General features: G+C 43.3%; 10 protein-coding genes and 3 pseudogenes. 5 read left to right on the forward strand and 8 right to left on the reverse strand.

Annotation, left to right across the window (positions count from 1 at the left end):
- Together L3V36_RS00005 and L3V36_RS00010 are read right to left on the reverse strand one after the other, a co-directional pair.
- A pseudogene (locus L3V36_RS00005) lies at positions 1 to 91 on the reverse strand (integrase); the annotation flags it as partial.
- 200 nt (positions 92 to 291) lie between these two features.
- Positions 292 to 1005: pseudogene (locus tag L3V36_RS00010) on the reverse strand (GMP synthase); the annotation flags it as partial.
- A 98-nt stretch (positions 1006 to 1103) separates the two neighbouring features.
- On the opposite strand from L3V36_RS00010, the gene L3V36_RS00015 reads away from it, so the two are divergent.
- Positions 1104 to 1874, forward strand: a complete 771-nt coding sequence (locus tag L3V36_RS00015) for an AraC family transcriptional regulator (protein ID WP_017077930.1) — start codon at positions 1104 to 1106, stop codon at positions 1872 to 1874.
- Positions 1875 to 2328: 454 nt separating this feature from the next.
- Here the strand turns inward: L3V36_RS00015 and L3V36_RS00020 are convergent, their stop codons facing one another.
- The gene (locus tag L3V36_RS00020; protein ID WP_017095186.1) at positions 2329 to 3225 is read right to left on the reverse strand and encodes a LysR family transcriptional regulator; all 897 of its coding nucleotides are present in this window, start codon (positions 3223 to 3225) and stop codon (positions 2329 to 2331) included.
- A gap of 99 nt (positions 3226 to 3324) precedes the next feature.
- On the opposite strand from L3V36_RS00020, the gene L3V36_RS00025 reads away from it, so the two are divergent.
- Entirely contained in the window at positions 3325 to 4209 is an 885-nt protein-coding gene (locus L3V36_RS00025; RefSeq protein WP_208773929.1) for an SMP-30/gluconolactonase/LRE family protein, read from the forward strand.
- A gap of 112 nt (positions 4210 to 4321) precedes the next feature.
- Here the strand turns inward: L3V36_RS00025 and L3V36_RS00030 are convergent, their stop codons facing one another.
- The 5 genes and pseudogenes from L3V36_RS00030 to L3V36_RS00050 form a co-directional block, all read right to left on the reverse strand.
- Positions 4322 to 5215: a DMT family transporter gene (locus tag L3V36_RS00030; protein ID WP_208773931.1), complete on the reverse strand. Its 894-nt coding sequence runs from the start codon at positions 5213 to 5215 to the stop codon at positions 4322 to 4324.
- Positions 5216 to 5351: 136 nt separating this feature from the next.
- Complete coding sequence (locus tag L3V36_RS00035) at positions 5352 to 6371, reverse strand: helix-turn-helix transcriptional regulator (RefSeq protein WP_076645580.1); 1020 nt, start codon at positions 6369 to 6371, stop codon at positions 5352 to 5354.
- 104 nt (positions 6372 to 6475) lie between these two features.
- A complete protein-coding gene (locus L3V36_RS00040) occupies positions 6476 to 7474 on the reverse strand; it encodes a DUF2860 family protein (RefSeq protein ID WP_208773932.1) in 999 nt (332 codons plus the stop codon).
- Between the two features lie 59 nt (positions 7475 to 7533).
- Positions 7534 to 9105, reverse strand: a complete 1572-nt coding sequence (locus L3V36_RS00045; RefSeq protein ID WP_208773934.1) for an amidase — start codon at positions 9103 to 9105, stop codon at positions 7534 to 7536.
- Positions 9106 to 9291: 186 nt separating this feature from the next.
- A pseudogene (locus tag L3V36_RS00050) lies at positions 9292 to 10173 on the reverse strand (alpha/beta fold hydrolase); the annotation flags it as partial.
- Between the two features lie 648 nt (positions 10174 to 10821).
- Here L3V36_RS00050 and L3V36_RS00055 point away from each other — a divergent pair.
- Genes L3V36_RS00055 through L3V36_RS00065 form a run of 3 tightly spaced genes read left to right on the forward strand, consistent with a single transcriptional unit; the run spans position 10822 to position 14178 of the window.
- Positions 10822 to 12918 carry a protein-disulfide reductase DsbD domain-containing protein gene (locus L3V36_RS00055; protein ID WP_208773936.1) on the forward strand — a complete coding sequence of 699 codons (2097 nt, stop codon included), beginning with the start codon at positions 10822 to 10824 and terminating at the stop codon, positions 12916 to 12918.
- A complete protein-coding gene (locus L3V36_RS00060) occupies positions 12915 to 13442 on the forward strand; it encodes a protein disulfide oxidoreductase (RefSeq protein ID WP_208773938.1) in 528 nt (175 codons plus the stop codon). The genes L3V36_RS00055 and L3V36_RS00060 overlap by 4 nt, the downstream gene beginning before the upstream one ends.
- Before the next feature lie 10 nt (positions 13443 to 13452).
- A complete protein-coding gene (locus L3V36_RS00065; protein ID WP_102498435.1) occupies positions 13453 to 14178 on the forward strand; it encodes a DsbA family protein in 726 nt (241 codons plus the stop codon).
- Positions 14179 to 14794: the final 616 nt, after the last annotated feature.

A 14794-nucleotide genomic window follows, 5' to 3' on the forward strand; every position in this document is an offset into this window, starting at 1 on the left:
CAATTTCTAATCTGGTTCTGATCCGCCAAATTTCCTCAAGCCGAAAAGGCTTTTTGACGCCACTTCGTTTCGTTTTGTTGAAAACTACCATGATGACCTCCTTTTTAATTTGGTCATCACGATTGTAGTTGGAAGGAAATGGACAAAAGCTTGTTAGATGATTTCCTAAATGAGCTGAAAGCGGATTACTTCAGATATCGATAACAGATTTAGCGTTCGCCGTAGAGGTAAGAATATCGTATTGGTAGTAAAAAATGTTTCCTGAGAACCTAATTTTGATAAGCCACTAAAGTTCTGTGATTTATACAAGCGTTCCAACTTATCTAAAAAGCCATGTAGTTTTTCGTTCATCTCATCATAGTTATGACTCAGTAATACTTCGGGGTTCTCAACAAAACGAAAGTCTTCTACCTCACTGAGATCAGTATTTTCGATGAGCAGCGCTACGACTTCTTTAGTCAATTCCATATGACACTGAAAACCAAACACCAAATCGCTATAAGCAACAATTTGTCTAGGACAGCCTTTACTATACGCAATGATTTCAGCATCTGGTATCAGTCCAGGCATATCGTTATGCCAATGGCCTACTTCCAAAACGGTGCCAAAATGGTCAAACAGTGGATGGGTAATACCGTCTTTGGTCAGCGTGATAGGGAACTTACCAATTTCACGTTCAGGGCTATGTTCATAATGAGCACCTAACGCTTCACCAATAAGTTGGGATCCCAAACAAATACCAAGTACAACTTTGCCTGCATTAATCGCTTTTTCAATGACTGCCTGTTCACCTTTGGTATCGAAGTGAGAACATTGTTCGATAGTGGTCGCAGGATCTTGTGGGCCCCCCATAACAATCAGAAAATCAATGTCTTCAATATCTTGGGGGAGAGGTTCCCCTAGATATACTCGCGAGTATGTAATGGTATGACGGTGTTTCTTCGCCCAAGCTTCATAAGCTCCAGGAGCCTCAAAATCTTCATGAATAATGAAATGGATACGCATCTTTAGCCCTTTACTGAATAATAGGCTGACAATGTTATACCAAATCTAAGTGGCGCATTTTATACTAACAGACACCTAATGTAGATAAGTCGCCAACCATGCAAGCTAATGAGATAATCAGAAACTTTCCTGATAAACAATTCATAACTAGAACGACCCAAATGGCCTCTGGCTATATTGATGATTTCCACTCACATCTATGGCATCAAATAGTGTTCCCACGCCAGGGATTGTTACAATCAGACATTGGTGATAAAAGCGGGATAGTGCCTCATAATGGCATGCTCTATATACCCGCAAATACAGTTCATAAATCCGTTGCGATTACAGATACACAATTTTTGGCGATTTACCTCAACCCAGGCAAAAATCTTCGGTATGGAAGCGAACCTAAATCCTGTCAGGTAAATTCTTTCGTCAAAGAGTTGATACTACTTCTGTTTGAAAGCAACACACACTCTCAATCTGAGTCCAATATCACGCATTTACTGATGGTGTTGAGAGATCAAATCGAAGTTGCAGAAAGTTATGAAATACCACTGCTTATTCCTACCGATAAGCGTCTTTTCTCTATTTTCGCTCAGCTTCAAAAACAGCCTGATTTGCCGTTTACATTAAAAGAATGGGCGACAAAAGTCGGTGCATCTGAGCGCACATTGTCCCGATTATGCTCGAAAGAGTTTTCTCAATCTTTTGCACAATGGCGACAAAACATAAGGCTAGTTTTATCTTTGCAATTGTTAAGCTCGAAAATGAGTATTCAAGAAATTGCTATCGAGTCGGGATATTCTTCCGATTCCGCTTATGTACAGGCATTTAAGAAATTGTTTAATCAGACACCAAGAAAGTACCGAACAGCAAACCTTTAGCACGTATTCTGATTCGTTGTTTTACGAATCAGAGTAACATCACTTGTTATGTGTCTTTTGCCTAACTTTTGGTAGGGGGAATGCAGGCCTCTAAAAATTATAGAGTATTAGCTCTGAATGATTTTGGGGCAAATCCGTGTTGGCCCAATCTCAAATCCCCTCATAACCTCCCCTGAATCAGCATCTTCTGTCCATTGCAGTTTTAGGAAAGGGGAGGAACAGAATACCGATCGTGACATGTGCAGCTGTACGTTCAGCGCTAAAGACGGTTCTCCCCCTCGGTCGTCAATCTAGAGGGGGTGATGAACTCAACTTGAGGGGGAGTTAGAGGGGGAGGGTGTTTCAAAATCGACGAACACACGGCAGCCTATCAGCTATTGAAAAGTATTGTGATTGCGCCTGATATGAATGGAACGCACATGCATTCCAATTGAAAGATTTAGTGCTCTAAAACTCATAACGTATATGCGTTATTCGATTCCAACCACTCTTTTACCGCTCGGTTAAAAGTGACCAACTTCTGTGGTGTTACTCTTCTTTGAGCATAGATAAGGCTTAGCTTTTGGGCTTTTATCGACCATTCTGGGAACACGTGAATAAGCTCACCTTGTTTGAGCTGCTCTTCAACTTGATAGAACGGCAAGCTGGCGACACCTATCCCTTGCATCGCTAACTCCAAAATTGAACTGTAGGTATTTGAGCTAACGCTTCCGGTTACTTCAACATGGTAGGTTTGCTCACCATTGATCAACTCCAGCTGATTCCAACGCTCATTCTGACTGTTAAGAATGAAGCTGCATTTATGGATGTCTTTAGTAGTGGCGAGTGGGTTAGTCGATGCGTAATCCGCACTACAAACGAGAACATTGCGGATGTGCCCGAGATCGTTGGCAATCACATCATTAGGCAATTCATCGTAGGCTCTAAAAGCAATGTCAAAGTCTCCGGACTCTATCTTCTTTTTCATCGGCCCAAAGTCGAGAATCAAATCCACTTTTGGATACTCTTGCTTGAAAGTAGGGATGATATGACGACAAAGCGCACGCCCAAACTCTATCGGTGCGGTAATTTTTAAATCGCCTGCCACTTCCTGCGTCATGTCTAAGACTCGCATTTCCGCTTCGGTTGCTAATAGTTGAATTTGCTTCGCTTTCGAATACAACTCTTCACCCACTTCTGTGAGGCTGATAGAACGAGTCGTTCTGTGAAACAGCTTAGAGTTCAATGTTTCTTCGAGTCGTTGTACATGCCGAGACACCAAACCTTTTGACACATCCAATACTTCAGCGGCCTTGGTGAAGCTTTGCTCTTCGGCGACAGTCAAGAAGGTCTGCATATAAATCAAATTCATCATTAACACCATTTAGTAAACAGTGAAGTCATTTTGTACTGTTTCTCTCACTCCTTCAAGAAACTAAGATTCAAAACGTAAACAGAAAGGAGAAGAACAATGAACAAATTACTACTTATTACCGCTGCAATGGCTGCCTCTATGAATGTTTCAGCTGCCTCTGTTGTAGAAAGCAACCCAACATTGGTTGGAGACTCATTCGGCTTTGTTGAAGGCCCTACATGGGATGTGGAACATCAACGTTTCTTGTTTAGCGATATTCCAAATAACACAACCTACTCTTACGATCTTAACGGCAAGTTGAGCGTTTTTGATGATAATTCTGGCTATGCCAATGGTCTCGATATTGATGTGAAAGGCAACCTTTGGGCTGCTCGCCATGATAGAAAGTTGTCGTACCGTCAGGGCAACGGAGAGAAAGTGATTGTCGCTGCAACGTACAACGGCAAGCTGCTTAATAGCCCTAACGATTTAACCGTTAACAGTGATGGCAGCGTGTGGTTTACCGATCCTCCGTTTGGTATTCAAGGTTACGGCCCAGCAAAGGCAGAACCAGAGCAACCGGTTAACGGCGTTTATCGTTACCTAGATGGTGATCTAAAGTTGATCACTGGAGAGTTCAAGCTACCAAACGGCATCGCTTTTTCTTCTGATGAATCTTCGTTATACGTTGCCGACACATCTGATGGCTGGGTATACCGATTTGATGTTGATGGACAGTCACTCAGCAATAAGACGCAATTTGCTCAAGTGAAAGCGGAGTCTGGCTCTGAACCTATGGTTGATGGCGTCGCTGTTGATGCCGATGACAACCTATTTGTTGCAGCGCACGGTGGCGTGGGTGTGTTCGATAAAGACGGTAAGCAGATAGACTTCATTGCTATTGATGTGGGCCATATCAGTAACCTAGAAATTGGCGGGAAACAGCAAGACTTACTGATGGTGACGGCATACAACAAAGTGTTGGTGTTCAAGCTTAAGTAACGCCTTACACAAACGAAAACAAAAAGGGACAGGTAGAAATACCGGTCCCTTTTCTCATTTGAATAGGTCGAATGTGGGTTAGTTCTATGCGCTGTAATGATGTTGCCGACGATTAAGGCTTAGGCTGATTAGCCTCTATATCTAGCGCCGTTTGATTTGGCCTACCGAAATACCTCTTCCATTTTATTGGCATCATAGGAATGACGATCAGGCTGATACCGACAAGGGTCAACATGTCTGGAATCTCGTCAAACCACATCACGCCAAATAAGGTCACGAACACCAACCCCGAGTATTCCGCGAGAGCAATTTGGTTTGCTGGCGCTTTTTTATAAGCCACCACCACAAGGGCATGGTATCCAAGAACGAACAGGTTGATTGCCATAATCCACCCAACATGACGCCATTCAATCGCCGCCCATGCAGGCAGAGCAAGAGCCAACGCCAGCGGTAGAGTCATCACACTGGTCCAAAATAGTGTCGAGATAATGTGTTGTTCTGCGTGAAGACGTTTAATCAAAATATTGCCGACACCCATCGCGAGCGCACTGCCTAACCCTGCAATAGCGGCCCAGTGAAATTGCTCTGGACGCAACACGATTAACACACCCACGAAACCAATCAATGTCGCCACCACTTTTGATGATGTCGGCTTCTCTTTCAGTAAAACAATAGAAAGCGGGAGCATAAGAATGGGCCCAACATAGAACATCGCATTTGCAGTCGCCAAGGTGAGGTGTGTGATGGCAATCATTGCGCAGCCGCTTCCCATTAGGATGAACTGAGCCCGCAAAAAATTGATGCGACAACCACCTTGCATGCGCGTCTCTTTGGGTAGCTTTAGCCAAAAAGGGAGCAGCAACATCACGCTCAATAGCTGGCGGATAAACACATATTGGAACGTGGGCACTTCACCGTTCAGCACTTTTAGTGAGACGTCTGAAAAGGAGGCGAGCAGGTTGGCGAATACTAAGAGCAAAATCGCGTGGTTGGTGGCTTTGGTCATACAGAAACGGCGCTACATATTTGTCATACAATTATGGGCGCACATAATACATGAGAATCGAAAATATGTAAGAACAAAAAACCAAGTAAGAACAATGTCGTTCGATGCTTAGTGATATGGGGTGCGAGATCTGCTATTACGACCTGAGTTCAGTAGGAGAGTGCCCAGTCCAGTTTTTGAATGCTCGACTGAATGCGCTCGAGTCTGAGAAGCCAAGTTCGTGAGCCACATAGGTAATGTTGCCGTCGTTTTGATTCAGTAGCGTCATGCTCAGCTCAAGTCGGTATTTATCGAACAAACGACGAAAGCTCACACCTTGTTGTTTAAGCTTACGATTCAGGGTTCGAGGGCTGATATGAAGATTACTCGCCACGCTATCTAGGTTGGTGTCTTTCACAGCGAGCACCTTGAACGTTTCATTCACTTTGTAGATTAGGTTGGTTTTTAATGTCTTTTCCATCTGTTGATCGGCGATTCGTACTAACTCTGCGTGAAAGTCAGCTTGGAATTGGCGAGGTTTTGCTTGGACAAGATCGTTAGGAAATAAGAGGTAGCGGGCGGGGAAGCCCTCCTTCATTTCAACATTAAAGACACGCTCATAGATGCTCAAGAACTCATCACCGATGGTGTTCTTATGGATGTGAATGGCGAGCTTTTGATTCGGCGCATTAAGGTACCTGCGGACGAGCTTGATCATAATACTGAAATAGAGCCCCAAGCTGATGTGTGTCATCAGTGTGGTTTCGTCAATGTACTCGGGTGTGACGCCCCAAAGCTCAACTTCACCACTTTCGGTTTCACGACTGAATATTTTCAGTAGTGGATGTATATGAATGGAGTAGCGGCTCAGCAGTTGGCAAAAGCTGGCGAGATCTGGCGCGGTGAGCATAGCCATTACCGGCGCGCCCATTTCAAGCTCATCGAAGTAGCGAGCGGACTCATCAAATAGGTCGATCAGTTCATGATCGAAGCGTTGGTAGATGTTGGTGATGGCGGTTTGAAGCTGATAAGCCGAGATCGATTCGGCGGAGCAAAGTTGTTTATAGACCTCTGCTCCCGACCAGATATCGCTGCTGTCTCCAATTCTAGCCTGAATAGCAGAATCTAAAGTTTTAAACCAAAATATGGGCAATTGAGTACTAAAACTTTCCACCATAACTCCCTGTTATTGCTGGCGATTGAAGAGTGTTCTTCTCGGTAATATGTCCAAATTAAAGGATTTGTTTACGGGTTACAAGTAATGAAAACCTCAGTTCAATCTTAGAATTTGTAATCAACACCGACTGAAACCACATATTGCGATGATTGGTAATACTCAATGTTTGAATTCGTTGTCTTTGCGCCGAGTAGTGACACCAAAGACCAGTTTCTTGCATCAAAGATATTGGCGTATTCATAAGCAACGAAGGCGCCAAAGTCTTTGTCTTCACGTGTCTTATTAAAGATTGGGTTCTCTTTATCATAGCTGCGTTTTGCTGCATTGAGTGTTAAAGCAAGACCATGATTTCCGTATCTTTTCGCTAGGTTGATTTCCGCGCCAAGGCTCAAGAACGATAGTGCATCACCCTCAGAATCTGAAGAGAAAACATTCATTGAAGGTGTGAGAATGCCTGACCCGTCTTTCAAGAAGTACTGGTAACCAGACTTGAGATAAAAGTACTTTCGTTCTCGAATCATCAATGCGCGTTCTTCTTCGGTTAATCCAAGCCCCTTTAGGCCGGTGTTTTCTTTTTTAACGTCTGACTCACCAGAAGCGACATCGAGATTAAAGTTCGAGCCCATTATTCTTGAAAGCTGCATTCGAAACACAGTGCCAGTGAGGTCGGTTTCTTTCCTATTTGAGTCAACAGCATAAGGGTCATCCCATACTTCGCCAGATATCAGAGTCGGCAAGATAGAAAAATCGACCACCATTCCGCTTTCCACTTGCTGCCTATATCCAACTTCAAATGCCAACGTACCTGTGATGATGTCGTCTCTTGAGGTACCTAAGAAAAACTGTTTGTGATTCAAAGCGCCAAAGGTGTATTGCACCGAACCCAAAACCGCGACCATTCCCTCGGCTTCCGTGTTACCTGACGACATTAAATCGGCTTGAGATTGATGGTTGCTTTGACCAACATCGAGGTTACTTGAGTTGGCGGTGAAGCCAGTTAGGAAGGTCATGTTGCCACTGAAGCCTTCGCTTGGTGCTAGAGCTGCGAATGAGTGTGGCGCAAGCGTCAGGCTTGCCAAGAATAGGAAAATAATATGTTTCATCAAAAGACTCGTACTTAAATGATTTTCTAAATTGAACTGTTTTGAAAGTGAATCGCTTTTTAAAGCGCAATCGGGGCTTTTCTGTTTGCCCAAGGCTTGGCGTGTTCTAGTTGATAGGCCAATTCAAATAGCAGGCGGTCGTTGCCTCTTGCTGCGGAAAAGTGGCTACCAACAGGAAGGTTCTGCTTGTTCCAATACAAGGGAACCGACATCGCCGGATTGCCAGCCACGTTTTCGATTGGCGTGTAGGACATTAATTTCTCTGAACGTGCCCATATTTCTTTGCCGGAGTGCGCTTTCTGGTCGAAATATTCGATGTCCAAAGGAACATGGTTTGCACAAGGGGTGAGCCATATATCGATGTTTTTAAAGAACTCTCGGTTGTGATTGGTCGCGAAGTTTCGGCATCGTTCTTGAGAGTCGATATACAAGCTAGGAGTGGCTTTTAAGCGAGCTTGCATCGTGCGAGCTAAATAGACGACGTTATCGCTTACTTTGTCTGGCATCGATTCTAGCGGCATACCTAGGCGGTCGAACTGCTCAGCAAAGCTTGCCATTTTGTTGCCAAATACGCCCATGTAGTTACGCATGAACACATCGCCATCTTGGATTGGTTGTTCAACTTCAATAACGATATGCCCAAGGTTTTCGAGCAAAGAGACCGTAGAACGAATGGCTGCGAGCGTATCTTCATCGGGAAGCCTGCCGTGGATATCTTTGAGGGTGACGCCAATCTTTATCTGACGGTTAAGAGAAGCATTAACCATTCCTATTGGGGTTCGAGGAAAAGGCGTCTCAAAGTCATTTTTTGTATGATGCTCTGTGACTGAAACAGCCAAAGCCGCGTCACGAACGGTTCTCGACATAAACGATTGATGAGTAAAACCTTCGTTTGTTGAGCCATCAGTTAGCCCTGAGATCAAAGATTCTCGACTTGGTTTAAAGCCAAAAATACCAGTCGCTGAAGCGGGCATACGAGAAGAGCCGCCGCCATCAGTAGAATGCACTAAGGGTACATAGCCAGCTGCAATCGCCGCCGCGCCACCGCCAGTCGATGAGTGAACACCTCGGCTTAGATCCCATGGGTTGCGCGTCGCGCCGTAAAGGGAGTTCTGTGTGCAGCCTAGTGTCATCATCTCAGGGATGTTCGTCATGCCAATGGTGTTCAGCCCTGCATTTTGAGTCGCTCGAATAAACCAAGAGGTTGCGTTGGGTTTTCTGCCTTGGTTTAGCTTCGAACCCAGGGTGCATTCAAGCCCAACAACATCAACGCAGTCTTTCACTAAGAAAGGCACGCCAGCAAAGGGTGAGTTCGGGTTAAACGAGTTTGCACGCTCTAGCGCTAAGTCAAAGCACTCAGAAACAACCGCATTAACGTGATCGTTGGTCTGGCGAATTTTATAGATGGCTTCTTGTACGAATTCTTTTGGCGAGGCTTTTTTGTCTCTTATCAGGTTCGCCATCTCAGTCGCATCCAGTGGCGAGTCAACGGTTTGGTGATCTGAAGGCAAATTGGTTGGCGAAGTTGGTGTTGCATTCGCTAAGGTAGGCAGAGAGATAGCCGCAGCAGAAACTGCACCTTTCCCCATAACTTTGAAAAAATCTCTGCGTTTTAATTCATTGATAGTCATCGTTTCTATCCCAAGTTAGAAAGTCACTATCCTTGTTTCGAAACCTAGCTCGCTAGGCTTAGCGTCACTCCGTGTGCTGATTTATGGGAGTAGAATAAAGATTGGCGTGTTGGCTTGCAGTGCAAATACCGCCAATGTTCATACCATTCACGCCAACTGGTTTGTCGGGTTATGTATAGGGAGGGGTTATTGCTCTGCTGTTAGCCAAAAGAACGACAGGTCTTCAAACAGATCATCATTATCTAAAATACTGAGATGGTTTTCGTTGTAACCACGAATTTGGTCGGCATTCAATTGAGCGGGGCGTGACAACTGGCTTGATAAATTGATGACGCCATCGTTACTGTTGGTATTAAATAGATCGCCAGAGTTATAACCAAAGGCTAAAAAGTAGGGGATGTGAATCTTACTGTTATCAATAAATAAGTCAGCGATAAATTTCCCGTCTGGGTTTAAGTCAACCCATGCAGGCATTACTACGGGTGAGTACTCAACCCCTTGTTTAGCTGACTCGACACCACCAAACGGCGAAGAGATGGTGGTTACGCTGCTTACAAAATCGCATAGCTGCCCAATACGGCACTGGCGAATACTGTTAGTCACGACTAAGCCACCCATGCTGTGGGCAACAACATGCAGTTGCTGGTTCTTATATTCATTCACAACTGTATGTAACAGATTGTTCAAGCCTTTCGAATTCAAAGACAGGGATAAACCAGAATGGTAGTTGAACACCCATATTTGATATTTAGATTGGTCGATTTTTTCAATCAGTGGGGCAAAATCTAACGCGGTGGCATTGATCCCATGCACAAATAGAATTGGGACTTTATTTGGGTCATATTCAGATAGAAAATAGAGCCCAGCATTATCTTCAAGTAAGAATGTTAGTGGCTGCCACATACCGAGTTTTGCATTCCCTTTTTCAAAAGGGGGATCTGTTAAATCCACCACTGTGCCTATATCGACGAGGTCTAACTCTATTTTCAATAGTGAGGACAATGAACGATCAACAAACTCTCTTGGGGCATCACTCTCATTAATGGCGAGTGATACTTCGATTGTTGATGTGCTTTAGAGATTGTCTTTCCGATACTGATTGTTGGTATACGATTCTTGCCATTCTCAATCGCTTTGATTCATGAAAATTATCGGCCATACGAAAAAAATTGAACTTTATTATTTTGGTTAAGTCGTATTGCTACGTTTACCATCACAAGACATCTGCAGTTTAGATATGATCTCAAGTCGAAACACACATCAGCTAACTCGTAGCGCACTATTATTAGTGGGTTGGGTTATCTGTTTCTGTCTCGCCAGTAATATGAGTTTTATCCAAGGCTGCAAAGTAAATTATGACAACAGTGATTCTGCTATTTCTACTGCCCCGTAGGCAAACAAGATTAGCGATGGTGGCGGTTTTATTGATGGGGCATCTCAATCCCAAGACGGCCAATCCGTCCAAAAATGTGAGTTATCAGAACATCTGATAAATTTTGATCACCACCAAGTCAATGATCAAGCAATATTCACGTACTTCATACTCGTTGTCGTCGTATTGTGGCTGCTAAGTACTGTCCCGTATTTCCCTCCCTTCACTGAGCCAATCCTTCATAAAGGTAGGCGCATCCATCTCAAGGTCTGTGTCTTTAAAGAATGAGAATAAGAGCGTTTAACTAACACTCATATTATTCATTTTTTAAGGAAAAATTAGACATGCCTAAAAGCAAAATGTCATTGCGCTTTGTTGTGCTTTGGCTATTCGTTGCGCTGTGTTCAACATTCACTGTGAACGCAAGTGCGAGCGAATCGATGACTCCTGTTACAACGGGTTGGATGCAAGACAAGTTACATCCGTATGTAGAAACGCGTTTTGTCATGACAGGACAAATTAATAAAGAAGATAAAACCGCGGCGGGTTATCTGGAAGTGAACCTTTCTGATGAATGGAAAACTTACTGGAGAAGTCCTGGCGAAGGAGGCATTGCGCCCAAAATTAAATGGGCTGACTCTAAGAACGTTTCGCAACTGCAATGGTTTTGGAAGTTTCCTCAACGCTTCAACTTGCTCGGCATAGATACACTAGGCTACAAGCACAACATCATCTTTCCGATGAATCTTCATATTGATGATATGAACAAACCTGTTGAGCTCCATGCAGTGCTGACGATGTCTTCATGCACCACCATTTGTATTCTCACGGATTTTGACATCAACTTGGTGTTTAACCCAAGTGAGATGACCGTGGATAACGACGCGATGCTTGTCTACGCAAAAGCAATGAGCGAAGTGCCGAAAGACTCACCGCTTGTAGAGGGCACATCTACTATTTGGGATGCTCACAAGTCGCAACTTCAAGTTATTGCTACACATCAAATTGGTTGGACTGCACCCGATATAATCGTGGATGGTGATTCAGATGAAATGCAAGATGCTGAATTTGGTATTCCTCACATTGAAATTGAAGGTAACCAAGCCATTGCGACTTATGACGTAAGCAGCTGGATGGGCACACCCGATCTCAACAACCAACACATTCGTGTCAGCATCAAAGACAAAGACTTCATTACAGAATACCCAACCACTGTTACCAACGGCATTGTAGGCAACAGCTCTATGATTAGTATGGTGCTTTTAGCGCTATTAGGTGGGTTGATTCTCAATATCATGCCCTGTGTATTCCCTGTGCTTGGAATGAAACTGAGTGGGGTTATTTCTGCTCAAGGCATGGCAAGAAAACAAGTTAGGTTCCAATTCCTTGCATCTGCAAGTGGCATCCTCGCATCCTTCTGGCTAATAGCCACTTTCTTGGCTGTGTTAAAAGTTTCAGGCAGCGTTATCGGTTGGGGAATTCAGTTCCAAAACGGTTGGTTTATCGGTGGGATGTTTATCGTCACCGCTCTTTTCAGCGCCAATATGTTAGGGCTTTTCGAAATCCGTCTTTCATCGAGTGCAAATACATGGATGGCAACCAAGGGCGACAGTAGCTACGTCGGACACTTTACTCAAGGTATGTTCGCAACGCTATTGGCTACGCCATGCTCTGCTCCATTTCTTGGAACAGCCGTCGCCTTTGCTCTCGCCACTACTATCCCGACGATGTTTGGTATTTTCACAGCTCTTGCCGTTGGTATGGCGCTTCCATGGATTATCGTTGCTGCATTCCCATCGATAGCTTTGGCGTTGCCTAAACCCGGGGCATGGATGAACCGTGTTAAATACCTGTTCGGCGGAATGATGCTAATCACTAGCGTTTGGCTCTTTAGCTTGCTTCGACCTCATGTCCCTCAATTGTGGTTATACGCAATATTGGCAGTCAGTGTTTGCCTATTACTTGTCAGGTTGGTTCAAGTGCATGGAATCAAGACTGCGGGTGCTGTTGCCTTGCTGCTGTTGAGTGTTATCTCTGCCTCGTTATTTGTCGAGAAAGCAACATCTAAAATGCTGCCACCAGAACCTGAGTGGGAAGCGTTGTCTACCGAAGTCATTGATGAACATGTTGCTAATGGCCAAGTGGTTTTTGTTGATGTCACTGCTGATTGGTGTGTGACTTGTAAAGCAAACAAGATCGGGGTTCTCTTACAAGATCCTGTTTACAGCGCATTGACTGAAGGTGATGTAGTGCCGATGGAGGGGGATTGGACTGTACCGAGTGATAGCGTCACGTCATACCTACAAGATCACAACCGGTTCGGTGTTCCGTTCAATATGGTTTATGGCCCTAATGCTCCAGAAGGTATTGAGCTTCCTGTCATCTTAACCAGTGATGCGGTGATGGAAGCCATTGAGAAGGCAAGAGGTGATGACGAATGATTAGAACAAAATCTAAGGCAAAACCTCAGACTAAAAAGCAGAAGTTGAGATCGGCATTACTGTATACCTTGTTCGCGGCGGTCGTGGTCTTTGGTGTTGATTATTGGCGTACAAAAGACGTTCCAATGCAGAACGTTCCGCCGATGGTCGGAATGTCGTTATCCGGTAAACCGATAGATGTAATTGAAATGAGTAAGAAAGAGCCGGTATTAGTTTATTTTTGGACGACATGGTGCGTGGCCTGCAAATTTGTGACGCCAGTGGTTGATTGGTTTTCATCAAGCTATCCCGTCGTTGGTGTATCACTGGCTTCGGGTAAGGATGAAAGAGTTCGACGTTACATGAATGCTAAAGGGTATAGCTACGACAACATTAATGACACTGAAGGAAAAATAGCACGCGATTGGGGGATCTCCTTAACGCCAACACTCATTGTTATTAATGATGGAAAAGTAACAAGTGTTACTTCAGGAATTACTACGCCAATAGGCATCGCAGCCCGACTTTGGTTAGCTAAGTATTAATGGGATAAATATGAAATTCATAACAAAAAGCATCATCACACTATTGGTTACTCTGGCTTTCTCACCCGTCACTTTCGCAATGACAAAACAAGAAAAGATTGCCGATATAACGCAAATGTTAGAAACGAATGAAGGTATTATCGATTCGGTTCACGACAGTCTGGCTGCTTACATAGATCAACAAAGTAGCTTTGATAAAACGTTAGCTGAGAGTCATGACTTTATTTATAACAACCCACATCACCCTTGGTATGGTTCCGAACATCCAAAACTGACGATCGTAAACATGACTGATTTTAGTTGCCCGTGGTGCAAAAAATTAGATCCTGTTCTTCGGAAAATAGCGGATGAGTTCCCTAATGACATCAAGGTGATAAATATTTATATCCCTCTAAAGGAGAGAGATTCGCCACTGAACTCAGCAACCTTTGGACTCAATGTCTGGAACAATGACAAAGAAAAATACAAAGCAGTTGAAGAGATGTTGATCAGTAAGCCTGGTATTCACAACGTTCGTTCGATAATGAAAGTAGCGAAGAAGAACAAAGCCACTGATTACGTTTCTTCAGACAGTAAAATAACGACTGAAGTAGCTGAAAACTATGACTTGTTTACAAAGCTGGGTGTTCGAGGTACACCAGCGATGCTCATTGATGGAACATTGCTCCCCGGTTATCTGCCATACGAAAAACTATATCAAATAGTAAAGGCTAAGCTAGAAGAGAAAAGTAAATAGAATAATTTACAACATTTTCATTGTTTTTATTGATGGATAAAAAGAAGCCCTATTTATTAGGGCTTTTTCTTATTTGTTTATTAACTTATAAAAGTAGTTTGCAAATTAGTAAACAATGTATAACGCAGCTAGGCCAAATATTACTAGAAAACTAAGAACACCACATGTTGAGTACAACAACAGTCTCATTGTTAATTCCTGATTACAAAAAGTTATTAATGGTATTTTTACTGATCCAAATTATTTAATGTTCAACTTAAGGGGGAGGGGTTACCAAAGTTGCATTAGAATAGTTCCTCCAGATAAATTATCATTTAACATTTAGTTAGAGCTATCTATGCTGAAATAATTCCATTCACTCTGTGTTTTTTACGAAATAATCAGAGGTGTTTTATACTGTGTTTTTACAGTTCGATATTCTATTTTTAGTTTTCATGTGGTTGTTAATACGTAAATGTAAATTAATTCATCGAGTGGAAATTAACTCGTAGCATGGCAGTGAATTTATATGTTTTATTGAGTGAATTGGATATCTAAGATTTTCAATGGAAGGTGAGAACAGTTTTAGGCGATCTAAAAAAAGCAAACAACCAAGTTAGTCGTCTCGGTTATTGGC

Source organism: Vibrio sp. G-C-1, from assembly GCF_021728015.1.
Classification (GTDB): Bacteria; Pseudomonadota; Gammaproteobacteria; order Enterobacterales; family Vibrionaceae; genus Vibrio; species Vibrio splendidus.